This is a genomic window from Devosia sp. P2_G7 (assembly GCF_056403495.1).
On sequence record NZ_JBFUFI010000015.1, the window covers coordinates 31,448 to 52,482 of the forward strand.

At 65.1% G+C, this 21,035-nt stretch carries 23 protein-coding genes and 1 pseudogene; 5 read left to right on the plus strand and 19 right to left on the minus strand.

Translation table 11 applies throughout. The features are described from left to right. Positions 1-12: 12 nt before the first annotated feature. The 14 genes from dhaK to AC1DWU_RS20705 all read right to left on the minus strand — a co-directional run bounded on the left by dhaK (position 13) and on the right by AC1DWU_RS20705 (position 11,223). Complete coding sequence (dhaK, locus tag AC1DWU_RS20640) at positions 13-996, minus strand: dihydroxyacetone kinase subunit DhaK (RefSeq protein WP_477151890.1); 984 nt, start codon at positions 994-996, stop codon at positions 13-15. Continuing rightward, positions 993-1,421, minus strand: a complete 429-nt coding sequence (locus AC1DWU_RS20645; RefSeq protein WP_477151891.1) for a hypothetical protein — start codon at positions 1,419-1,421, stop codon at positions 993-995. Before AC1DWU_RS20645 ends, dhaK begins: the two co-directional genes overlap by 4 nt. After that, a complete protein-coding gene (gene ptsP, locus AC1DWU_RS20650) occupies positions 1,408-3,015 on the minus strand; it encodes a phosphoenolpyruvate--protein phosphotransferase (protein ID WP_477151892.1) in 1,608 nt (535 codons plus the stop codon). The genes AC1DWU_RS20645 and ptsP overlap by 14 nt, the downstream gene beginning before the upstream one ends. Continuing rightward, positions 3,002-3,310 (minus strand): HPr family phosphocarrier protein, encoded by a 309-nt coding sequence (locus AC1DWU_RS20655; protein WP_477151893.1) that lies wholly within the window; start codon positions 3,308-3,310, stop codon positions 3,002-3,004. Before AC1DWU_RS20655 ends, ptsP begins: the two co-directional genes overlap by 14 nt. Then, positions 3,307-3,696, minus strand: a complete 390-nt coding sequence (gene dhaM, locus AC1DWU_RS20660; protein WP_332812765.1) for a dihydroxyacetone kinase phosphoryl donor subunit DhaM — start codon at positions 3,694-3,696, stop codon at positions 3,307-3,309. The genes AC1DWU_RS20655 and dhaM overlap by 4 nt, the downstream gene beginning before the upstream one ends. Continuing rightward, complete coding sequence (gene dhaL / locus AC1DWU_RS20665; RefSeq protein ID WP_477151977.1) at positions 3,693-4,280, minus strand: dihydroxyacetone kinase subunit DhaL; 588 nt, start codon at positions 4,278-4,280, stop codon at positions 3,693-3,695. The genes dhaM and dhaL overlap by 4 nt, the downstream gene beginning before the upstream one ends. Beyond that, positions 4,280-5,305 (minus strand): ABC transporter ATP-binding protein, encoded by a 1,026-nt coding sequence (locus AC1DWU_RS20670; protein ID WP_477151894.1) that lies wholly within the window; start codon positions 5,303-5,305, stop codon positions 4,280-4,282. The genes dhaL and AC1DWU_RS20670 overlap by 1 nt, the downstream gene beginning before the upstream one ends. Then, positions 5,298-6,395 (minus strand): ABC transporter ATP-binding protein, encoded by a 1,098-nt coding sequence (locus AC1DWU_RS20675; protein WP_477151895.1) that lies wholly within the window; start codon positions 6,393-6,395, stop codon positions 5,298-5,300. Before AC1DWU_RS20675 ends, AC1DWU_RS20670 begins: the two co-directional genes overlap by 8 nt. 4 nt (positions 6,396-6,399) lie before the next feature. After that, complete coding sequence (locus AC1DWU_RS20680) at positions 6,400-6,579, minus strand: hypothetical protein (protein ID WP_477151896.1); 180 nt, start codon at positions 6,577-6,579, stop codon at positions 6,400-6,402. Then, positions 6,576-7,526, minus strand: coding sequence for a carbohydrate ABC transporter permease (locus AC1DWU_RS20685; RefSeq protein WP_477151897.1), 951 nt, complete (start codon positions 7,524-7,526; stop codon positions 6,576-6,578). The genes AC1DWU_RS20680 and AC1DWU_RS20685 overlap by 4 nt, the downstream gene beginning before the upstream one ends. After that, complete coding sequence (locus AC1DWU_RS20690) at positions 7,523-8,470, minus strand: carbohydrate ABC transporter permease (RefSeq protein ID WP_477151978.1); 948 nt, start codon at positions 8,468-8,470, stop codon at positions 7,523-7,525. The genes AC1DWU_RS20685 and AC1DWU_RS20690 overlap by 4 nt, the downstream gene beginning before the upstream one ends. Before the next feature lie 92 nt (positions 8,471-8,562). Next, positions 8,563-9,906: an ABC transporter substrate-binding protein gene (locus tag AC1DWU_RS20695; RefSeq protein ID WP_477151898.1), complete on the minus strand. Its 1,344-nt coding sequence runs from the start codon at positions 9,904-9,906 to the stop codon at positions 8,563-8,565. 253 nt (positions 9,907-10,159) lie between these two features. After that, positions 10,160-11,083: a DUF1989 domain-containing protein gene (locus tag AC1DWU_RS20700; protein ID WP_477151899.1), complete on the minus strand. Its 924-nt coding sequence runs from the start codon at positions 11,081-11,083 to the stop codon at positions 10,160-10,162. Further along, complete coding sequence (locus AC1DWU_RS20705; protein WP_477151900.1) at positions 11,080-11,223, minus strand: hypothetical protein; 144 nt, start codon at positions 11,221-11,223, stop codon at positions 11,080-11,082. The genes AC1DWU_RS20700 and AC1DWU_RS20705 overlap by 4 nt, the downstream gene beginning before the upstream one ends. A 206-nt stretch (positions 11,224-11,429) precedes the next feature. Between AC1DWU_RS20705 and AC1DWU_RS20710 the strand changes: the two genes are divergently transcribed. The 4 genes and pseudogenes from AC1DWU_RS20710 to AC1DWU_RS20725 form a co-directional block, all read left to right on the plus strand. Continuing rightward, positions 11,430-12,167, plus strand: a complete 738-nt coding sequence (locus tag AC1DWU_RS20710) for a GntR family transcriptional regulator (protein ID WP_477151901.1) — start codon at positions 11,430-11,432, stop codon at positions 12,165-12,167. After that, a complete protein-coding gene (locus AC1DWU_RS20715) occupies positions 12,164-12,835 on the plus strand; it encodes a flavin reductase family protein (RefSeq protein WP_477151902.1) in 672 nt (223 codons plus the stop codon). The genes AC1DWU_RS20710 and AC1DWU_RS20715 overlap by 4 nt, the downstream gene beginning before the upstream one ends. Positions 12,836-12,963: 128 nt before the next feature. Then, positions 12,964-14,052, plus strand: a complete 1,089-nt coding sequence (locus AC1DWU_RS20720) for a BMP family ABC transporter substrate-binding protein (RefSeq protein WP_477151979.1) — start codon at positions 12,964-12,966, stop codon at positions 14,050-14,052. A gap of 160 nt (positions 14,053-14,212) precedes the next feature. Further along, a pseudogene (locus tag AC1DWU_RS20725) lies at positions 14,213-14,540 on the plus strand (IS110 family transposase); the annotation flags it as partial. Here the strand turns inward: AC1DWU_RS20725 and AC1DWU_RS20730 are convergent. Genes AC1DWU_RS20730 through AC1DWU_RS20745 form a run of 4 tightly spaced genes read right to left on the minus strand, consistent with a single transcriptional unit; the run spans position 14,492 to position 18,086 of the window. After that, a complete protein-coding gene (locus AC1DWU_RS20730; RefSeq protein WP_477151903.1) occupies positions 14,492-15,280 on the minus strand; it encodes an ABC transporter substrate-binding protein in 789 nt (262 codons plus the stop codon). The pseudogene AC1DWU_RS20725 and the gene AC1DWU_RS20730 sit on opposite strands and share 49 nt — an antisense overlap. Before the next feature lie 31 nt (positions 15,281-15,311). After that, positions 15,312-16,190, minus strand: coding sequence for a carbohydrate ABC transporter permease (locus tag AC1DWU_RS20735; protein ID WP_477151904.1), 879 nt, complete (start codon positions 16,188-16,190; stop codon positions 15,312-15,314). Further along, positions 16,183-17,067: a carbohydrate ABC transporter permease gene (locus AC1DWU_RS20740; protein WP_477151905.1), complete on the minus strand. Its 885-nt coding sequence runs from the start codon at positions 17,065-17,067 to the stop codon at positions 16,183-16,185. The genes AC1DWU_RS20735 and AC1DWU_RS20740 overlap by 8 nt, the downstream gene beginning before the upstream one ends. Then, positions 17,064-18,086, minus strand: a complete 1,023-nt coding sequence (locus tag AC1DWU_RS20745) for a LacI family DNA-binding transcriptional regulator (RefSeq protein ID WP_477151906.1) — start codon at positions 18,084-18,086, stop codon at positions 17,064-17,066. The genes AC1DWU_RS20740 and AC1DWU_RS20745 overlap by 4 nt, the downstream gene beginning before the upstream one ends. 293 nt (positions 18,087-18,379) lie before the next feature. Between AC1DWU_RS20745 and AC1DWU_RS20750 the strand changes: the two genes are divergently transcribed. Continuing rightward, entirely contained in the window at positions 18,380-19,534 is a 1,155-nt protein-coding gene (locus tag AC1DWU_RS20750; protein ID WP_477151907.1) for a mandelate racemase/muconate lactonizing enzyme family protein, read from the plus strand. A 193-nt stretch (positions 19,535-19,727) separates the two neighbouring features. Here AC1DWU_RS20750 and AC1DWU_RS20755 read toward each other — a convergent pair whose 3' ends face one another. Next, on the minus strand, positions 19,728-21,026 hold the full coding sequence (locus tag AC1DWU_RS20755; RefSeq protein WP_477151980.1) for an enolase C-terminal domain-like protein: 1,299 nt from the start codon (positions 21,024-21,026) through the stop codon (positions 19,728-19,730). Positions 21,027-21,035 lie beyond the last annotated feature (9 nt).

Genomic DNA, 21,035 nt, shown 5'->3' on the forward strand with positions numbered 1-21,035 from the left:
CTGCCAGCCGCCCTACCAACGCAGGGCGGCGGTGTGTACCGGCTCGTCCCATAGGCTCGTGGTCTCGTCGTCGAGGATGCTGAGCGTGATCGAGCAGCCGGCCATGTCGAGTGAGGTGACGTAGTTGCCAACGAGGGAACGCACGACGCGGGCGCCGCTCTTTTCGAACAGTCGGCGAGCAGCATTGTACATGAGGTAGAGCTCCATCGCGGGGGTGGCGCCGAAGCCGTTGACGAACAGCAGCGCCGGCTTGCCGGCGATCGAGCCGAAATCGGCAGCGATCGCGCCGCAGATCTCCTCGGCGATGGCATCGGCGGATTTGAGCTTGTCGCGGCGGCGGCCGGGTTCGCCGTGGATGCCGACGCCGAACTCCATCTCGTCTTCGCCGATCACGAAGAGCGGCTTGCCCGAGGCGGGCACCGTGCAGGAGGTGAGCGCCACGCCCATCGAGCGGGTGGCTGCGTTGACGCGATCGCCCAGCGCCTTGAGGCCGGCGAGGTTCCTGCCCTGTTCGGCCGCCGCGCCAACGATCTTTTCAACCACCAGCGTGCCGGCAACGCCGCGGCGGCCGGTGGTATAAGTCGAATCCTCGACGGCAACGTCGTCGTTGACCAGCACCCGCTCAACCGGCCCTGCCATCATCTCGGCCGCCATCTCGAAGTTCATCACATCGCCTTCGTAATTCTTGACGATGAGCAGGAGGCCCGCGCCACCATCCACCGCCTCGGCGGCCGCCAGCATCTGATCGGGGGTGGGCGAGGTGAACACCTGGCCGGGACAGGCGGCATCGAGCATGCCCGAGCCGACGAGCCCGGCATGGAGCGGCTCATGCCCGGAGCCGCCGCCCGAGATCAGCGCGACCTTGCCCGGCTTCAACGCCTTGCGCCGGACGAACTTGTGCTCGGCGCCGAGTTCGAGGATGTCGGAATGGGCGGCGACGAGGCCGTCGAGACTCTCGGTGAGGATCGTGTCGACCCCATTGATCAGCTTCTTCATTCGTCCCCTCCCCCGGGGTGCATCAAGGCACCCATCCTTGAAATGAACTCGGCCACCGCCTTGTCGAATGCGGCGTTCTGCTTGTCCCCGATGTCCGGCACCAACAATGTCAGGTGGCGCGTACGCATCGGCTGGCCGATGTCGACCTTGCCGCGATGTGCCTTGCGGTAAGCAGTAACGAAGGCGTCGCGCTCGGCCGGGCTGAAATGGCAAACGGCGAAGATGGTCGCGAGGTGCTTTTGCGGGATCGGCGTGGTGTAGGTGGGGCTGGTGATCTGGGTGATGAAGCTGCGGTGCTTGCCCAGGGCATCGGCGAGGCGCTGCCGGGCGCCGGACGGGCGCGTGTCGAGCACATTGGCGAGCAGCAGCTTGTAAGCGCGGATCGCCTCGTCGGCGGCCTCGCGCGGGGCCTTATCGTCGGCCATCGGCATCGTCCCGGCTGACGGCGCGGGCAATGGCCGCCTTAGCCAGCGGCAACTGCGCCGGCGCGACGGACAGGGTGCGCAGGCCGGCACCGATCAGCAGCGAGATGACTGCCGGGTCGCCGCCAGCATCGCCGCAGAGGCTGACCGGGATGGCATTGGCTTCGCCAAACTGGGTGACATTGCGGATCAGCGAGACGACGGCCGGGTGGCGGACGTCGTTCAAGCCACCGACAGCGGCGCTGTCGCGCCCGGCCGCCAGCACGTACTGCGTCAGGTCGTTGGAGCCGATCGAGAAGAACGCCACGTCGAGGAAGGGCGACGGATCGATGGCGACGGCGGGGACCTCCACCATGATGCCAAGCGGCGGGAGCCGGTGCGGGATGCCGCTATCGGACAGCGCCAGGGCCTCCTCGCGGAAGATCACCTCGGCCGCGCGGTATTCGCCGGCTAGGGTGATCATCGGGAACATGACCTTGAGCTGACCGTGCACAGCGGCGCGCAGCAAGGCGCGGACCTGCGCCCTGAACACATCCGGACGGGCCAGCGACAGGCGAATGCCGCGCAGGCCGAGGAATGGGTTGGTTTCCTCGATGGTGTAGTTGCGAACCGGCTTGTCGCCGCCGGCGTCGACGGTCCGGATGGTGACAGGCTTGCCCGCGGCCCATTCCAGCACCTTGCGGTAGGCCTGGTATTGCGTTTCCTCATCGGGGAGACCGCGGCTGAACAGGAACTCCGTCCGCATCAGCCCCACCCCGTCGCAGGTCGCGATATCGGTGGTGTCGACGTCCACGGGCTCGGCGATGTTGACCAGCACCTCGACCTGCAGGCCATCGGCGGTCACAGCGGGCCGGCGCAGGTGGCTGCGCGCCAGGTTGAGCAGCTGGTGGTGCGCCGTCGAGGCCTTGAGGAACTCTCGCTGCGCTTCGGTGTCGGGCAACACGATGATGCGCCCGTGCTCGGCATCGACCAGCACCAGGTCGTCGTTTGCCGCCTCGATCGTCCCGACCCCGACCAGCATGGGCACGCCGCGCGAGCGGGCAAGCATGGCGACATGGCTGGCCGAGCTGCCATTGCGAAGGACGATCCCGCCGCCCTGTTTCCAGTCCATCGCCAGGAACTGGGTCGGGGTGATGTCGTTGCCAAGCAGGACTGCCCCGGCCGGCGCCTTGCCGGACTTCGCGCCGGACAGCGCCCTCAGCACGCTGTCGCGGATATCGCGCAGGTCGGCGCTGCGGGCGCGGAAATAGGCATCGTCGGCGGACTCGTAGTCAGCGATCTGCCCGGCGAGCGCGTCGGACCATGCGGTCGCGGCATCGGCGCCGGTAGCGATCTCAGCAAACGCCGGCGCAGCAAGGCTTTCGTCCTCCAGCATGGCGACCTGGAATTCGAGGATTGCCGCGGACTCGGGCTCGGATTTCGCCATCAGTTCGGCAACGGCATCCGAAGCGCGGCGAATGGCGGCTTGCAGGCGTTCGCCCTCGATGGCGGCGTTGCCGCTTCCAACATAGTTCGCGGTGCTCCGCTCGATCAGGAACAGCGGTCCGGAGGCGTAGCCGATGGAAGCGACGGTGCCGGTGGCCCTATGCGTCGGCATGGGTCGCGCCCTCGTCGAAATCCCGCTCGACCAGCCCCACCAGCGCCTCGATGGCATCTTCGGCGTCATCGCCCTCGGCGCGAAGGTAGAGCGTCGAGCCCTTGGGGGCCTTGGTGGCCATCACCTTGACGATCGACTTGGCGTCGACCCACGGGCCCTCCTCGGCCAGCGCCAGGACGATGCGCGCACCAAACCCTTTCGCCAGCTTGGTGAGCTTCACCGAGGGGCGTGCGTGCAGGCCCACATCGTGGGTGATGAGCACTTTTGCCTGGGCCAAGTCGGTTGCCTTCTTCATGCCGGTGACAGTTCCTCTGCGGTGGCGCGAACCTCGGCGAGCGAGGCGCCGCCGGAGGCCTCGGTGGCCGCCATGACAGCGCCTTCGACCACTGGCGCGTTGCACACCACGACCTTGCGGCTGCGGTCGCCATCGAGCATCTCGATGGCCATTTCGGAATTCGTCTCGGCACCGCCAAGGTCGACGAGGATCGCAACGCCCCGATCGGACCAGGCGCGGTCGATGGCGGCGATGATCGCTTCCACCGAAGTACCGAGTCCCCCTTCAGGGTTGCCGCCGCACCAGGCGAGCGGCACCTCGTCGCCAACCATCTGGCGCACCATGTCGGCGGCGCCCTCGGCGACCAGCGGCGAATGCGAGACGATGACGATACCGACATTCTTCATTGCAGCGCTCCTGCAACCGCTTCGAGGATGAGGGCGCTGGAGCGCGCACCCGGATCAATATGGCCGATCGAGCGGTCGCCGAGGAACGAGGCGCGGCCGCGGATGGCCTTTCGCGGACCGGTGGCGGCCACCTCGGCATTGGCGATGGCCAGCAACTCGGGCAGCGGTTTGCCGGCGCCCAGGGCGTCGGCGACCGGATAGAGCACGTCGAGCATAGTCTTCTGGCCAATCTCCGACTTGCCGCGGGCGGCGACCGCATCAACGGCGCGGCGGAAGGCGCCGGCATAATCATCCGGTGACACCGCAAGCTCCTTACCCAAGGTCAGGAACAGCGTGCCATAGAGCGGTCCGGAAGCGCCGCCAATGGTCATCACCAGCTTGGTGCCGATGGCCTTGAGCGCATCGGGCAGCGGCTTGCTGGCAATCTGGTCGATGTCGGCGGCCACCGCATCGAAGCCGCGCTTCATGTTGACGCCGTGGTCGCCGTCGCCGATAGCCGAATCGAGCGCGGTCAGCTCCTCGGCATGGGCCGCGACGCTGGCCGCGACGGCGGAAACGAGCGCGTGCAGTTGCGCTTCTGAAATCATAGCGCGGCCCCTCCCACACGGTCGCCATTGGCATCGAAGCAGAGCGGATTGGTGTAGCGGACCATCACCTTGTCGCCGGCGGCAAGAGGCGTATCAGGCGGGGAGAGCGTGATCAACTTGCGCTCGCCGATGCGGACATGGAGGTGGTTCTGGTCGCCCAAATGCTCGATCCAATCCACAGTGCCGTCGGCATGGCCGTTGGTGGCCTTTTCGATGCTCAGGTGCTCGGTACGGGCGCCAATGGTCTGCGCCGTGTCGGGCAGGCCGGCATCGGGCAGAAGACCGCGCGGCAACAGGTTGATCGCCGGCTGGCCGAGGCGCGTCGCGACATAGGAGCTGACCGGCGCAGTGTAGATCTCGCGGGGCGTGCCGATCTGGATCAGGCGGCCCTCTTTGAGGATGCCGATGCGGTCGGCCATGGTCATGGCTTCGATCTGGTCGTGCGTGACGTAGAGCAGCGTCGCGCCCAGCTCCCGCTGGATGCGCTTCAGTTCGAGCCGCATATCGGCGCGAAGCTTTGCGTCGAGCGAGCTCAACGGCTCGTCCATCAGGTAGATCGACGGCTGGCGGACCAGCGCCCGGCCGATGGCGACGCGCTGCATCTCGCCGCCCGACAGGCGGGTGGCGCGGTTGTCGAGCTTGTGATCGATGCGCACCAGCTTCGCGGTGTGGCGAACGCGGCGATCGAGTTCATCCTTGTCCAGCCGGCGCGCCGGCGAGCGCAGCGGGAAAGCGAGGTTTTCGTACACCGAAAGATGCGGGTAGAGCGAATATTGCTGGAACACGAAGGCCACGTCGCGCGCCGAAGGCGGGAGCGCAGTGACGTCCTCGCCGGCGATGGTCACCTGGCCGGTGTCAGGGCTCTCGAGCCCGGCAATGAGGCGCAGCGTCGTAGTCTTACCGGCACCGGTGGGGCCGAGGAGCACGACGAACTCGCCGTCGGCGATGGTGAGGTCGACAGTGTCGACCGCCGTGGTGCCCTTGAAGCGCTTGGTGATGTGGCGGAGGGTGATTTCAGCCATGGGTGGCTCCCTCGTACAACGCTGTCTCAACCGCGCGACCCGATGCTTTGTCGAACAGCGACAGGTGCTGGCCGCTCAGGCTCAAGCCGACGGTTTCGCCGGTGGCGACCTGGGCGCTGGCGGGGATGCGGGCTTTGACGGTGCCCTCGCCGGTTTCGACGACGACGATCTGCGTGGTGCCCAGATACTCGGCGCCAAGCACCTCGCCGCGCAGCTTCGAGCTGTCGTCGAGGCGGATGTGCTCGGGCCGCACCCCCAGCGCCAGGTCCGCCGGGGCGCGATCTTCGCGCAGCTCCGGCACCGCGACCTCGGCGCCGTTGATTCGCACGCTGGTGCTGCCGCGCGCGAGGCCGGCGTGGAAACGCAGGAAGTTCATCGGTGGCGAACCCATGAAATCGGCGACATACATGGTGCGCGGCCGGTCGTAGATTTCGCGCGGCGTGCCGAACTGCTCGATGATGCCATGGTTCATCACGGCGATCTTGTCGGCCATCGACATGGCTTCGAGCTGGTCGTGCGTGACGTAGACGGTGGTCGCGCCGATCCGGTTATGCAACTCGCGCAGCTCGTGCACCATGAGGTCGCGGAACTCGGCATCGAGTGTTCCAAGCGGCTCGTCCATCAGAAAGCACATCGGGCGGCGGACGATGGCGCGCCCCAGCGCCACGCGCTGGCGGTCGCCGCCGGCGAGGCCGGACACGGGCTTGTCGAGGATGTGGTCGATGCGAAGGAGTTTTGCGACGTCCTGGACGCGGGTCCGGATCTCGGATTTGGGCATGCCCTGCGCGAGCAGCGGGAAACCGATGTTCCGGCGTACGTTCATGTGCGGGTAGAGCGCGAAAAGCTGGAACACGAAGGCGATGTCACGTTCACGGGCGCGCCGCATCGTCACGTCTTCGCCGCCGAGCAGGATGCGGCCGGAGGTGGGCAGCTCGAGGCCGGCGATCATCCGCAGCGTCGTGGTCTTGCCGCAGCCCGAGGGCCCGAGCATGACGAAGAACTCGCCATCCTCGACCGTGAAACTCGAGTCCTCTACCGCCACGAAGCCGGTGAATTCCTTGCGCAGGTTCTCGACGCGGATCTCAGCCATCGCCCTACTCCGGAAACTTGGTGACGACGACGAACATCAGCGTCCCCACCAGCATGGTGATGAAGGAGTACGAGTAGAGCTCGAGCACGAACGGCTGGAACAGCATGAAGAACCCAAGCCCGATCAGCACGATGGCGAGCATCTCCATCGGCCCGCGGCGGAGGAGTTTTGGCCAGCGGGTCATTTCCGCACCGCCCCGAAGGTGATCCCGCGCAGCAGCTGCTTCCTGAGCAAGATCGTGAACACCAGGATCGGTACGAGGAAGATGGTGGTGCCGGCGGCGACGGCCGGCCAGTCCTGCCCGCCCTCGCCGATGATCTGCGGGATGAAGGGCGGCGCCGTCTGTGCCTGCCCGGAGGTGAGGAGCGCCGCGAAGGCATACTCGTTCCACGCAAAGATCAGGCAGAAGATGGCGGTGGCGGCGATGCCCGTGGTGGCCTGCGGTAGCACCACTTTCCAGAACGCGTGCAGCCGGGTGTAGCCGTCGATCATCGCGGCTTCCTCGTACTCACGCGGGATCTCGTCCATGAAGCCCTTGAGCAGCCACACCGCCAGCGAAACGTTGACCGCCGTGTAGAGCAGGATCATCCCGAGGGCGGAGTCCGAGAGACCCAGCTCGCGGTACATCAGGTAGATCGGGATCGCCACGGCGATCGGCGGCATCATCCGGGTCGAGAGGATAAAGAATAAGAGGTCGTCGGCGAGCGGCACCTTGAAGCGTGAGAAGCCATAGGCGGCGAGCGTTCCGAGGAACACAGCGCAGAAGGTCGAACCGAAGGCGATGACCAGCGAATTGATGAAGCGCGGCAGGAAGTTGGATGGACCGGCGATCACCATGTTGCGCTTGCGCGTGACCTCGTCGCAGAAGTTCGTGGCCGGCGGCAGCTTCTCGATATAGCCCGGTTCCTGCCGGGTGCGCGTAGTGAACAGGTTGCAGTAGCCCTCGATCGAGGGCTGGAACACGATCTTGGGCGGATAGGCGATCGAATCCGGCGGCGTCTTGAAGCTGGTGGCGAAGATCCAGAACAGCGGCACGATCGAGATCAGCGCGTAGGCGATGACAAGCGCTGCGGCGATGCGCTTGGACACCCGGCTCGGCTCGACGACGGAATGGGCGGTGGTGAGGCTCATCTCTGCTTCACCCGGTTGAGCGCCTTGACGTAGATGTTGGCGAGGCCGAACACGGCGACGAAGAGGATGATGGCGAAGGCCGAGCTGTAGCCGGTGCGCCACTTCTCGAAGGCCTCGCGCTTCAGCGTGATCGAGGCAACCTCGGTGGTCGAGCCGGGCCCGCCGCCGGTCAACAGGTTGACCATGTCGAACATCTTGAAGTTCTCGATGCCGCGGAACAGCACCGCGAGCATAATGAAGGGCAGCGCCATCGGCAGGGTGATCGACAGGAACTGCCGGAGCGGGGAAGCTCGATCGACCTCGGCCGCCTCGTAAATGTAGTCGGGGATGGAGCGCAGCCCGGCGAGGCAGATCAGCATCACGTAAGGCGTCCACATCCAGGTATCGACGATGACGATGGCCCAGGGAGCCAACTGCACGCTCGAAAGCATGGTGATCTGTGTCGCCGGGATGCCGCTCACGAAACTGACGGCATAGGCGAAGAGCCCGATCTGCGGCTCGAACAGGAAGCGCCAGAAATTTCCGACCACGGCGGGGCTCAGCATCATCGGCACGAGGATGATGGTGGTCCAGAAGGCGTGGCCGCGAAACTTGCGATCGAGGAGGTAGGCGAGGCCGAAGCCGATCAGCGTCTGCAGCGCGATGGTCCAGAACACGAAGTTGGCCGTGGTCTGCATGGCGATCCAGATGTCGGGATCGGTGAGGATGCGCTGGTAGTTGCGTAGGCCCACATTGTCGATCGCCTCGTTGGGGCGATTGGCGCGGTAATTAGTGAAGCTCAGCCCGATCGCCCAGAACAGGGGAAAGATGTTGATGGCGAGCAGCAGCAGCATGGTCGGCGCGATGAACAGCCAGGCGACCATCCGGTCGGAAAGTCCGGTGACGCGCTTGCTGATCCCCAGCGGGGTCGAGCGGGCGGCGACATCCGCCGTGCGATCGAGCATCGATGTTCGGGTGTCGGTCACGGAACTACTCGCTTGGAGGAGGTGACGGCGCCGCATACTAGTACGCGGCGCCGGGGAGGAGAAACGGACGGCTAGAGCTTGCCGTCGTCCTCGAACACTTCGGTCCAATCCGCGACCAGGCCGTCGAGGGCTTCCTTGGCGGTCCCCTGACCGGCGACGACATAGTCGTGGAAGCGCTTCTGGCTGGCCTGCAGCAACGAGGCGTAGGCGGGCTCGGCCCAGAAATCCTTCACGATGGACATCGAGTCGAGGAAGGTCTGCGCGTAGGGCTGGCTGGCGGCGAAGCCCGGGTCCTCGACCACGGCGCGGAGGCACGAGAAGCCGCCGAGCGACCACCACTTCTTCTGCACGTCGGGGTTGGCGAACCACTTGATATACTTGAGCGCCGCTTCCTGCTTGGTCGAGTACGACACCACCGAGATGCCCTGCCCGCCGAGCTGGGCGAACTGCTCGCCATCGGGGCCCTTGGGATTGGCGAAGTAGCCGATCTTGTCGCCGCCGACGGCTTCGTCCTTCTGCAGGCCCGGCCAGGTGAAGGCGAAGTTCATGTGCATCGCCACCTGCCCGGATTTGAAGGCATCGACGCCCTCGCCCATGTAGCTGTTGGCGGCGCCCGGCGGGGTGCAGCAATCATAGAGCGACTTGTAGAACTCGAGGCCGGCCACCGACTTGTCAGAGTTGACGAAGCCTTCCATCTCGTAGGGCTTGTCCGGGTTCTCGTACTTGAAGCCGTAGCTGTAGAGCACGTCCATGGCGCCCATGGTGATGCCTTCGGAGCCGCGCTCGGTGTAGATCGAGGCGCCGTAGACGGTCTTGCCGTCGATCTGGCGGTTCTGGAAGAACTCGGCGATCTGCTTGAGCTGGTCGAAGGTGGTGGGGGCGGCGAGGTCCCAGTTGTACTTGGCCTTGAACTCAGCCTTGAGCTCGGGGTTTTCGAACCAGTCCTTGCGGTAGGTCCAGCCGACGACGTCGCCCATGGCGGGGAGCGCCCAGTAGTTCGGGGTGTTCTTGGGCCACTCGGAATAGCCGACGACGGTGGCGGGGACGAAGTCGTCCATCTTGATGCCGTTGGCATCGAAGAAGTCGTTGAGCTTGATGTAGTGGCCGTTCTCGGCCGAGCCGCCGATCCACTGGCTGTCGCCGATGATCAGGTCGCAGAGCTGGCCCTTGCTGTTGAGTTCGTTGAGGAAGCGTTCGGCATAGTTGGTCCACGGTACGAACTCGAACTTCATGTCGATGCCGCTCTCGGCGGTGAAGTCCTTGCTGAGCTCGACCAGTGCGTTGGCCGGGTCCCACGCAGCCCAGCAAAGGGTCAGTTCTTCGGCTTGTGCGGCGCCCGCAGATACCAGCGGCGCCACGGTTCCTAGAGACAATAGTGCTACGCCCGCAAAAGCGGTCCTCAACGTCGGATTCATGCTGTCCTCCCAATGCGGGACTGCCACGCAGCCCCTGATACGAGCGCCCCTCAGCGCTCCGTATGGCTCCCTCGACACGCCTCTGCGTGTTTAGTTCTTGTGTTTAGTAATGCACTATTCACTAAACAATTCAAGTAGGCATGGGACACTGGATCGGAGGGCCACTCCGCCATCGGGAATTCGCTTGGCAGGACAATGCTTTTGCGGGCGGCGAGGCCGTCCAGCAGGCGGTGCAGAAGCACCGAAGCGCTGGTCACTTGGTGATGGCTGGAGACCCGGCGTTGGTCCCGAGGTAGCGCTCCTCCCACCAGGAAAACAGCATGTCGCGTAGTGCCGCGCCCTCGTCGTCGCCGTAAAGCGGCAACCGTGCCGCGTCGAACATCGCCGCCTCTTGCTCGGTCAGCGTGACGGCAAGCTCCTCGATACGGATCGGCACGTTGGTGAAGGCCGGCGCGTAGGCGGGATCGCGGTAGAGTTCGCGGTCGGCCTTGATGTTGGGCTGGCGGAAGTCTTTCGGCGTCCGCTGGCTGCGGAGGATCGGCGTCGCCGGGACACTCGCGAGGTCCGCCTCCGTCGCCTCGAACACCGTGAGACGGATCGGCTTCAGCGAGAAGTTCGAGGTGCGCATGACGTCGGCGCCGCAGACATTGGGTACGGCCAGCACATCGGTGAGGGCCAGGAGATCGACGTGGTCCCCTGCCCGGCTCGACTGACGGGTGATCGTCGCCCGCCCGTCGGCGCCGATTTCGGTGTTCATGAAGAAGTTGAAGCTGTCATGTACGTCGTCCGGGGTCAGGCCGTACTCGCGCTGCGCCTCGGACTGGATGTCGTGGCAGTTGGTGTGGTCGTGAAAGCCGTAGGCGCTTTCGTAGAGATAGGCCGAGCAGCGCGGGAACAGTACGTCGTTGCGCTTGACGGTGTCTTTGAGGATGTAGAGAAGCGCGCGCTCGCGCGGCGGCTGGCTCCACAGGAACGTGCCCTCGGTGGGGTTGAAGCCGTGCACCGTGCGAGTGCGCCCGCAATGCATGAACTCCTTGTAGTCGTGGAGGTTGAAGGCGTTGAAATCGACGCATTGACCGCCCTCCACCTGCTCGATGCGGAGGATTTGGCCGGCTAGCAATTCGATCGCCTTGCCGGTGCCGGGCTCCAGAACGCGGGTCTGAAGCACCGTTCTCATTTGGCGTGCTTCTCCGCGTGTTCGCGAATGGCGAGCTTCACCAGCGCTGCACGGTCGGGAGCGGCGCCCTGCGTGATCGTGCGGTCGATCAGTTCGAGCTGTTGCTGGTTGAGCTTGAGGATAATGGTCCTGGCCGGCATGCGTCCCTCCGTGTCTCGGATACCAAAACTGTATACATGATTGGACGATCGGCGATCCAGAATCCTGCAGATCAGCCATGCATTTCCTGCATGTTGGTCACAACCTGCTCAGATTCATAGAGCTTTTGCCTGATCGACGCCGAAATCTTGCATACTTGTCACCTGCAATCTCGTATGCATGAATGTGCGAATAACATGAGGCCCCGATGACCCGACCGTCTCCCCGCATCGATATCGCTCATGAGGCGCTGAAACAGGCGATCCTCGAGCGGGCGCTGCAGCCGGGTACCAAGCTGCCCGAAGACGAGATCGGCGCGCATTTCGGCATGAGCCGGACGCTGGTGCGCGCGGTATTGGCAAAGCTCCAGTCGGAGGGGCTGGTCGACGCCCGCCCCAAGCGCACGGCGATCGTCGCCCAGCCGACCCTGGCGGAAGCCCGCGACGTGTTCGAGGTCCGGCGTGCGCTCGAGGCCCAGGCCGTCGACCTAGTCATCAAGCGCTGGAAACCCAGTTTCGGCGCCGAACTCGAGGGGCTGGTGCGGGAAGAAGATGCGGCGCGCGAGCGGCACGAGGAGCATGTTGCCGGGCGTCTCGGCGGCGAGTTCCATATCCGGTTGGCAAAGCTCAGCGGCAATGTGCTGCTCGAGCGCTACATGTCCGAACTCGTGACCCGTTGCTCGCTGATCCTTGCCGTCTATGGCTCGCCGCATACCCACGATCACGGCGGCCCCAACGAGCACACCGAGATCATCGCCGCGCTGCGGGCCGGCGACGCCGTCAAGGCCATCGCCATCATGGACGTGCACATGGCCGCCGTGGAGCGCCGGGCCCTGCACGATACCGACCCCGCCAGCGTGGCGCTCGGCGACGTGCTGTCCCGCTATGCCGGCGCCATCGCGGGCCGCGGCAGCGCCATCCCGCTCAAGCGGAAACGCGCCAAATGAGCGGCCATCTGCATTTCGACTTTGCCGAACTGAGCGCCCGCGAGCGGTACAAGCTGCTGATCGGCACGGTGATCCCACGGCCCATCGCGTTCATCACCACGCTGAGCCGCGATGGCCGGCGCAATGCCGGACCGTTCAGCTTCTTCAACGTCCTCACCCACGATCCTGCGATCGTCGCCATCGGTATCGAGAACTACGAAGACATGCGGTTGAAGGACACGGCGCGCAATATCCGCGAGACCGAGGAGTTCACCGTCCACATCGTCGACGACGCGCTCGCCGCGCAGATGGAGATCTGCGCCATCAAGTTCGGCCCCGATGTCGATGAACTGGCCGAGGCTGGCCTCGAAACAGTCCCGGGCGAGGCCGTGCGCAGCCCGCGCATCGTCTCTGCGCCCGCGGCGCTGGAATGCCGCCGCCACATGACGATCGAGGTCGGCAAGGCGCGCGAAATCGTCTTGGGCGAGGTGCTGGGCATCCATATCCGCGCCGACATCATCGATCCGGCGCGCCTCTACGTCGACCAGATCAAGATGGACGCGATCGGCCGCCTCGGCGGCCATGGTTATGCCCGCACGCGCGACCAGTTCGACATCAAGACGCTCAGCGTGGGCGAATACGAACAGCTCAAGGCCGACCGCCTTGTGACTGAAGCCGGCGCCGCCTGACAGCGCGCCGGAGCTAACCGACTAGACCAATCGCCGCGCCGCCGCGCGGCCGAGACGGTGGGCGCATGCCGCGCTCCCCGGACGATGAAACCCGGACTCATGGGGGTGCAACCTTGTCCAACTTCTCAATGAACCGCCGTCACTTTCTCGGCAGCGCCGCTGCCGGATCGCTGCTGCTCGCGAGCGGACTGAAGGTACAGGCCGCGACGCCGCTCACCATCGGCATGATCTATGTCGGGCCGGTCACCGATTTCGGCTGGAACCAGGCCCATGCCGTCGGCGCCGCCGCGCTCAAGGCCCTGCCGGATGTCACCGTGGTCGAGGAGGAGAATGTCCCCGAGACCGATGCCGTCGCCCAGTCGATGGAATCGATGATCAGCCTTGATGGCGCAAAACTCCTGTTTCCGACCTCGTTCGGCTATTTCGACCCGTTCATGAAAGAGGCGGCGAAGAAGCACCCGGATGTCGAGTTCCGCCACCCGACCTCGCTGTGGAACAAGGACACCGATCCGATCAATCTGGGCGGCTACTTCTGCTACCTCGACCAAGGCCACTACGTGAACGGCGTGGCCGCTGGTCTCTCCACCAAGACCAACAAGATCGGCTTCATCGCCGCCAAGCCGATCGCGCTGGTGCTGCGCAACGTCAACGCGTTCACGCTGGGCGTCAAAAAGGTGAACCCCAACGCCGAGGTGCGCCTCATCATCACCGGCGAGTGGAGCCTGCCGGTGCGTGAGGCCGAAGCGACCAATGCGCTGGTGGATGCCGGCTGCGATGTCATCGCCTGCCACGTCGACAGCCCCAAGGTTATCGTCGAGACGGCCGAAGCGCGCGGGGTCAAGAGCTGTGGCCACAATGCCGATCAGGCTTCGCTGGCGCCCAAGGGCTTCATCACTGGCGCCGAGCTGAAATGGGGCACGGTCTACACCGAATACGCCAAACTGATTGCCGCCGGCGAGAAGCTGCCCAACGTTAATGAGGGCGGCTACGACAAGGACATGGTCGCGTCCACCGCGTTCGGCGCGGGGGCCACCGAAGAAGCGATCGCCGCCGCCACCAAGGCCATCGCCGAGACCAAGTTCGGAGCCCCGATCTTCGTCGGCCCGCTCAAGGACAATACCGGCAAGCTCGTCGTCGAGGGTACGCTCGGCCTCTACGACGGCGCACTGTGGGGCACGGACTACCTGATCGAGGGTGTGGTCGGCTCCATCACCTGAGACTGCATTGTGAGCGGGCCCCGTTGTTCGGCGGGGTCCCGCATCAGCCGAGTTCAAGACAGCGGTCACCCGTCAAAACGAAAGTCCGCTAATGGGATGGACCGGCTGCTTCCCCCCGGCGCGGTCCTAGACTGCTCCGCATCAACCGGAGAAGCAGCTCATGGATACGACGGTTGCGCCACTCGCCTCGATTGGCGTCGATATCGGCAAGGAAGTCTTCCACCTCGTTGGCTTCGGCACGGACGCCAAGATCGCGTCCGCGGTAAGATAAAGCGGCTGGCGCTGATCGAGGCGTTCAAGAAGCTGCCACCATGCATCGTCGGCATGGAAGCGTGCCTCAGCGCCCATTTGGTCAGCCGTGCGCTGCGTCAGCTCGGCCATGAGCCGCACTTCATCCCGGCGATTTGCGGGAAGCCCTTCGTGAAGGTCAGAAGAACGACTACAACGATGCCGAGGCGATCGCAGAGGCAGTCCTTCGCCCCAACCCGGACTGGCCCGCCATTTCGACGTCCGACGGGGTGACCTTGTACTTGCTCACCTTGTCGATCATCCACTGCAGCGTCTCGACATTCTGCGGGCTGTCGATGGTGACGGTCTTCTTGTCGGGCGAGAGGATCGAGCCGCCGTTCTGGGCGATGGTCTTGTAGAATTCCCAGAACTGGATCGGGGCGAAGTCGCCCCACACGCCGGCACTGGCATTGGTCAGCTTCTGCGCTGCCTCGAGCTCCTCGGTCCAGGTCCAGTCGGCGGTCGGGTAGGCGACGCTAGCCGCGTCGAACAGGTCCTTGTTGTAGAACAGCACGACGTTGGAGAAGCTCTCGACCAGGCCGTACTGCTTGCCATCCTGCTGGAAGGCGGCGAGCGCCGTCGGGTTGTAGACGCTGGTCGAGAAGCCCGTGTCAGCCGATATCAGCGGGGTGAGGTCGGCGAGGGCGCCCTTGTCGGCATAGGTGACGAAGTTCTCGAAGTTGAGCTCGAAGGCGTCGGGCGCCTGCTTCGCAGCAACGAGGGTCTGCAGCTTGGTGAAATAGGCGTCCCAGGCGGCGGTCTCGTAGGTGACCTTGATGCCGGGGTGATCGGCCTCGAAGGCAGTGATGGTGGCGTCGAGTTCCTTCAGGTAGTTCGGCGCGGCCGAGAAGGTCATGTACTTGACGGTGACGTCCTCGGCGAGCGCCGGGGTGATGAGGGCGGTTGCGAGCAACAGTCCGGTAAAAGTCCTACGCAGCATGGTCGTTCTCCTCCTTGGGACCTTTGGTCCGTTATTTGAGCCCGGTATGGGACAGGCCCTTGATGATGAAGCGCTGGGCGAAGATGTAGACGGCGATGATCGGCAGGGTGGCGATCACCGTGCCGGCCATCAGCACGTTCCAGTCGGTGGTCCAGCGGCCCTGCAGGGCGGATAGCCCGAGCGGCAGGGTCATCATCGACTGGTCTGTGGTGATGATCAGGGGCCACAGGAAGCTGTTCCAGCTGGCCATGAAGGCGAACACCGCCAGCGTCGCGAGCGCCGGGCGCGCCAGATGGATGGCGATGGTGAAGAAGATCCTGATGTAACCGGCGCCATCGATGAAGGCGGCTTCCTCGATCTCCTTGGGGAGGCGAAGGAAGAACTGGCGGAGCAGGAACGTGCCGAAGGCACCGAAGCTCGAGGGCAGGATCAGCGCCTGGTAGGTGTTGGTCCAGCCGAGGAAGTTCATGATGATGAACAGCGGGGTGAGGGTCACCTGCTGCGGGATCATCAGGGTGGCGAGGTAGGCGTAGAACAGCACGGTGCGGCCTGGGAATTCGATGCGGGCGAAGGCGTAGCCCGACATGGCGCAGAAGAGGACCATCAGCGCAGTCGAGGTGACCGAGACGAAGATCGAGTTGATGAGGAACTGGCCGACCGGCGCGGAGTCGAAGACCCTGGCGTAGTTGTCGAGCGTCGCGGGGTCGGGCAGCCATTGCGGCGGGGTGACGAAGGTGGCGCCGGCGGTCTTCAGCGAGGTGGAGACCATCCAGGCGAAGGGCAGCAGCATGACGACTGCGCCGAGGATGAGAATGGCGTAGGTAGCGAGGTCGGCTATCCGGACCGGCGGGCGCTTGCGCTCGGCGGCGCGACTCAGCGAGTTCGCGGTGAGAAGGGTCGCGTCAGCCATCGGACCGATCCAGCTTCTTCTGCAAGAGGTTCTGGGCGATGGTGACGGCGAAGATCAGCGCGAACAGCACCCAGGAAATCGCCGAGGCGTAGCCCATTTTGTAGTAGCTGAAGGCGTTCTTGTAGATCAGCTCGACCATCACCGACGTGGCGCCAGCGGGGCCGCCCTGGGTCATGATCCAGACCTGGTCGAACACCTGGAACGACGAGATCAGCGAGATGGTGGTGACGAAGAACGTGGTCGGCGCCAGCATCGGGAAGGTGATAGACCAGAAGCGCTGCCAGGGCGTCGCGCCATCGAGCGCGGCGGCCTCGTAGAGCGGCTCGGGGATATCCTGCAGGCCCGCCAGGTAGATTACCGTGACGAAGCCGATGTCCTTCCACACCGAGGTGAGGATGACGCCGGTCATCGCCCAGGCCGGGTCGAACAACCAGCCGGGGCCCTTGATGCCGATGGCGCCGAGCGCGAAATTGACCAGCCCGTATTGCGGGTTGAGCAGCCACTTCCAGATCAACGACACCGCGACCCAGGAGGTGACGACCGGGACGAAATAGATCGCCCGGAACACCACGCGTCCCTTGATGCGGCGGTTGAGCAGCAAGGCGAGGCCGAGCGCGATGATCACCACCGACGGCAAGTAGCCGAGAATGAAGGTGAGGGTGTTGCGGAGCGCGCCGAGCACCGCCGGATCGGCGAGCGCGGTGACGTAGTTGTCGATACCGACCCAGTTGATCTCGCCGATCAGATCCCACTCGGAGAAGCTGAGCACCAGCGACGACAGCACCGGGGCCATCAGGAACACCACCATGCCGGCGAGGCTGGGCAGCAGCAGCACCGCCAGCGCGACATACTTCGAGCGGTCGGCCGCGGGGCTCATGACGGGCTCCGCGTGGCGACGCTGTCGCGCTCTACGATGGCGACGTCGATGAAGCTTTCGCGCGGGGCGTCGGTCTTGCCGAGGATGGCGCTGATCAGCCGGCCGGCGAGTTGGCCCTTGCCGAGGATCGACTGGTCCATCGTGGTGAGCGCCGGATAGACCATGCGCGAGATCGACAGGTTGTCGAAACCCATCACGGAATAGTCCTCGGGGATGCGCTTGCCGAGTTTGTGCAGCCCGGCGAGGAGGCCTGCGGCGATCAGGTCGGCGGTGCAGAAGGCGGCGGTGGTGCCGGGTAGCGCGACGAGCTGCTCGGCCGCCTCGGCGCCCCAGTCGAAGGTGACGGAGCCGGAGAGGATACGCGCTGGATCGAAACCGATGCCGGCTTCCGCTAGCGCCCGCTTGTAGCCGGCCACGCGGCGCTCGATGACACCATCGGTGCGGATGACGCCGGTGATCAGCGCCACGCCGCGATGGCCCTTGCCGATCAGGTAGCGCGTCGCCTGGTAGGCCGCGGCTTCGTCGTCGACGCCGAGGCGATGGAAGGCGGGGTCGTCGATGTAGCTGTCGATCAGCAGCGTCGGCAGGTCGAGTTCGCGCAGCCGCTCGTAGAGGGCTTCGCGGTAGACGCCGAGGACGATCAGCGCGTCCATGTTCCAGTGCGACAGGGTATCGAGCTGTGCATTGCTCTCCCCTACCCCGCTGAGCATCATGTAGTAGCCGTTGGCGCGCAGGGCGCTTTCGATGCCGGAGATCATCTCGGCATAGAACGGGTTATCGAGCAGCAGCTGGTTCTGGTTTTCGGTGAACGGGATGATCACCCCGACCATGCGCGAGGCGTTGGAGACGAGGCTGCGGGCGCTCATGTTGGGGCGGTAGCCGAGGGTTTTCACCGCCGTCATGATGCGCTCGACCGTGTCGTCGGAGGCCTTGGCGCGGCGGCCGTTGATGACGTTGGACACCGTCATCGGCGACACGTTCGCAGCCTGTGCTACGTCCTTGATGGTAGCTCGCGCCAAAGTCGAAATCCTCCCCTGGTTTCGCGTTAAACCTCTAAGCCATGTTTCCGCGCGACGATTCTTGGTTCGATCGAACTGCGCGGAGAGGCTTGAATTGGTTTTACGTTAAACCGTCCGGTTTTTCTACGCCGCGGTGACGGGCCTGTCAACGGCGGCGGTGTGAGGCGGGGTGTGGCGGAGGCGGCCGGGCAACGATTTCTCTAACCCGTTCGGAGGGTTGCCAAGGTTGGCTCGGGCTGTAACCTGCCCCGGGCTCGCGCGGAGGATTGCGGGCAGAGTGAGGGAGACGTGACGTGAAGATCACTTCGGTGAAGACGGCGGCGACGAGCGGCCATTGCATGCATCTGTGGGTGAAGATCGAGACCGACGCGGGGATCACCGGGCTCGGCGAATGCGTGCATGGCGGCCACCAGGCCATCGCCATCATCCAGGAACTGGCCGAGAGGCTGGTGGGCCGCGACCCCTTTGCCATCGACGCGATCTTCGAGGAGACACGGCGCAGCCTGGTGTTCGAGGGCGGCTTCGCGGGGGCGCTGATCACTGCGCTGACCGGGATCGAGATTGCGCTGTGGGACCTCAAGGGCAAGGCCCTGAAGGTGCCGATCTACGAGCTGATGGGCGGCAAGTTCCGCGACGACATCCGCGTCTATTGCGACTGCGAAGTCTCGCCCGGCATGAACATGGGCGAAGTGCAGGCGGTGGTCGACGAGGTGCTGGAGGCCGGCTTCACCGCGCTCAAGGTCGATCTCGACATCCGCGCCTATGGCCACACCGGTTCGGAGACCGGCTGGTACGAGAAGGACAAGTTCAACATGACTCCCAACAAGTGGGAGCATGACCGCATGGTCGAGCTGGCCGAGATGGTGGTGAAGGCGGCCGGCAAGGAGGTGGATGTCGCCTGCGACCTCCACACCCGGCTCGACAAGCACTCCGCCATCCGGCTCGCCAAGGACCTCGAGCACTTGCAGCTGATGTGGCTGGAAGAGCCGATCCCGCCGGAAAACATCGACGCCATGGCAGAGATCACGCGCTCGACCAGCGTGCCGATCTGCGGCGGCGAAAACCTCTACCTGCGCCACGGCTTCCGCAAGGTGTTCGAGCAGCAGGCCCTCGACATCATCATGCCGGATATTCCGAAATGCGGCGGGCTCAGTGAGTGCCGCAAGATCGCCGAGATGGCGGACCTCTACTCGATCCCGTTTGCGCCGCACAACGTGTCGTCGCCGATCGGCACCATGGCTTCGGCACAGGTTTGCGCGACGGTGCCGAACTTCCTGATCCTCGAGTTCCACTGGTTCAACCGCGACTACTGGTCGACGATCACCGATGGCGGCGACATCATCAAGAACGGGCGCATCGCGCTGACGGATCGCCCGGGCATCGGGCTGGAGCTGAATGAAGAAGTGGCTAAGGCGCACCAGTATCCGGGGACGACCTGGTTTGCTTGAGTTAGCATTGACCTAGCGGGGATTGCCTTCTCCCCTTGTGGGAGAAGGTGCCCGAAGGGCGGATGAGGGGTATCTCTCCGAGCACTCCGTCGCTCGTCGCTTTCGCTCCGATCGCGCAACCCGTGGTTGCGGGCCCCCTCATCCGGCGCTTCGTGCCACCTTCTCCCACAAGGGGAGAAGGCAGACCGGTGCCCTACCTCACCAGCGCTGGCCGCTTCGGGTCGAACGTCCAGCCCGGGATCAAGTACTGCATCGCCGCTGCGTCATTGCGGCTCCCGGCCGGCAGCGCGCGATAGCGCTGGTGCGCGGCTTCCAGCGCCGCCTCATCAAGCTCCACCCCTAGCCCCGGCCGCTCCGGCACCGCGACATGCCCGTCGCGGATCAGCGGTGGTTCCGCTGTCAGCCGCTGGCCGTCCTGCCAGATCCAGTGGGTGTCGAGTGCCGTGATGGCGCCGGGCGCGGCGGCGCCGACCTGGGTGAACATGGCGAGCGAAATGTCGAAGTGATTGTTCGAGTGGCTGCCCCAGGTGAGGCCCCAGCGGGCGCAGAGCTTTGCCACGTCGATCGAGCCGCGTGGTGTCCAGAAGTGGGGGTCGGCGAGCGGGATGTCGACGCTGCCTAGCGTTATCGCATGGCCCATCTGTCGCCAGTCGGTGGCGATCATGTTGGTCGCGACTTTGATGCCGGTGGCGCGCCGGAACTCTGCCAATACCTCGCGCCCTGAGAAACCATTCTCGCCACCGCACGGATCCTCGGCGTAGGCGAGGATCGGCGCCAGCCGTTTCGCGATGCCGATCGCCTCCTGCAGCGACCAGGCGCCGTTGGGGTCGATGGTCAGCCGCGCATCGGGGAAGCGCGCGGCCATGGCCTCGATCGCGTCCGCCTCCTGCTCACCGGCCAGCACGCCGCCCTTGAGCTTGAAATCGCGGAAGCCGTACCGCGCCTCCGCCGCTTCGGCGAGGCGAACGATCGCTGCCGGATCGAGCGCCGGCTCGTCGCGCAACCGGATCCAGTCGTCGCCGACCTGGTTGGCGCGATAGCCGAGCGGCGTGCGGGTCCGGTCGCCGACATAGAACAGGTAGCCGAGCATCTCGACCCGGTCGCGGACCTGGCCATCGCCGAGCAGCTCGGCCATCGGCACGCCGAGGAACTGGCCCATCAAGTCGAGCAGCGCGCATTCGAGGGCGGCGACGGCGTGAATGGTGATGCGGAGGTCGAAGGTCTGCGCGCCGCGGCCACCGGCATCGCGGGCCGCAAAGGTCTCTCCAACCTGCCGCAGCAGGGTGCGATAGGCGCCGATCTCGCGCCCGACGATCAGCTCGCGGCTGTCCTCGAGCGTGCTAGCGATGGCCTCGCCGCCCGGCACCTCGCCGAGCCCGGTATGCCCGAGGCTGTCGGTGAGGATGACGATGTTGCGGGTGAACAGCGGGGCGTGCGCGCCGCTGAGGTTCAGCAGCATGCTGTCCTCGCCGGCGACGGGCACCACCCGCATGCCGGTGAC

Coding starts and splice junctions, on each gene's coding strand:
- AC1DWU_RS20645 (WP_477151891.1), bottom strand. CDS start 1,421: ATGGCCGACGATAAGGCCCCGCGCGAGGCCGCCGACGAGGCGATCCGC.
- AC1DWU_RS20690 (WP_477151978.1), bottom strand. CDS start 8,470: ATGCTCGATCGCACGGCGGATGTCGCCGCCCGCTCGACCCCGCTGGGG.
- AC1DWU_RS20700 (WP_477151899.1), bottom strand. CDS start 11,083: ATGAGAACGGTGCTTCAGACCCGCGTTCTGGAGCCCGGCACCGGCAAG.
- dhaK (WP_477151890.1), bottom strand. CDS start 996: ATGAAGAAGCTGATCAATGGGGTCGACACGATCCTCACCGAGAGTCTC.
- AC1DWU_RS20715 (WP_477151902.1), top strand. CDS start 12,164: ATGAGCGGCCATCTGCATTTCGACTTTGCCGAACTGAGCGCCCGCGAG.
- AC1DWU_RS20720 (WP_477151979.1), top strand. CDS start 12,964: ATGAACCGCCGTCACTTTCTCGGCAGCGCCGCTGCCGGATCGCTGCTG.
- ptsP (WP_477151892.1), bottom strand. CDS start 3,015: ATGCCGACGCATAGGGCCACCGGCACCGTCGCTTCCATCGGCTACGCC.
- AC1DWU_RS20735 (WP_477151904.1), bottom strand. CDS start 16,190: ATGGCTGACGCGACCCTTCTCACCGCGAACTCGCTGAGTCGCGCCGCC.
- AC1DWU_RS20705 (WP_477151900.1), bottom strand. CDS start 11,223: ATGCCGGCCAGGACCATTATCCTCAAGCTCAACCAGCAACAGCTCGAA.
- AC1DWU_RS20740 (WP_477151905.1), bottom strand. CDS start 17,067: ATGAGCCCCGCGGCCGACCGCTCGAAGTATGTCGCGCTGGCGGTGCTG.
- AC1DWU_RS20680 (WP_477151896.1), bottom strand. CDS start 6,579: ATGACCCGCTGGCCAAAACTCCTCCGCCGCGGGCCGATGGAGATGCTC.
- AC1DWU_RS20675 (WP_477151895.1), bottom strand. CDS start 6,395: ATGGCTGAGATCCGCGTCGAGAACCTGCGCAAGGAATTCACCGGCTTC.
- AC1DWU_RS20670 (WP_477151894.1), bottom strand. CDS start 5,305: ATGGCTGAAATCACCCTCCGCCACATCACCAAGCGCTTCAAGGGCACC.
- AC1DWU_RS20695 (WP_477151898.1), bottom strand. CDS start 9,906: ATGAATCCGACGTTGAGGACCGCTTTTGCGGGCGTAGCACTATTGTCT.
- AC1DWU_RS20685 (WP_477151897.1), bottom strand. CDS start 7,526: ATGAGCCTCACCACCGCCCATTCCGTCGTCGAGCCGAGCCGGGTGTCC.
- AC1DWU_RS20655 (WP_477151893.1), bottom strand. CDS start 3,310: ATGAAGAAGGCAACCGACTTGGCCCAGGCAAAAGTGCTCATCACCCAC.
- AC1DWU_RS20755 (WP_477151980.1), bottom strand. CDS start 21,026: ATGCGGGTGGTGCCCGTCGCCGGCGAGGACAGCATGCTGCTGAACCTC.
- AC1DWU_RS20710 (WP_477151901.1), top strand. CDS start 11,430: ATGACCCGACCGTCTCCCCGCATCGATATCGCTCATGAGGCGCTGAAA.
- dhaM (WP_332812765.1), bottom strand. CDS start 3,696: ATGAAGAATGTCGGTATCGTCATCGTCTCGCATTCGCCGCTGGTCGCC.
- AC1DWU_RS20730 (WP_477151903.1), bottom strand. CDS start 15,280: ATGCTGCGTAGGACTTTTACCGGACTGTTGCTCGCAACCGCCCTCATC.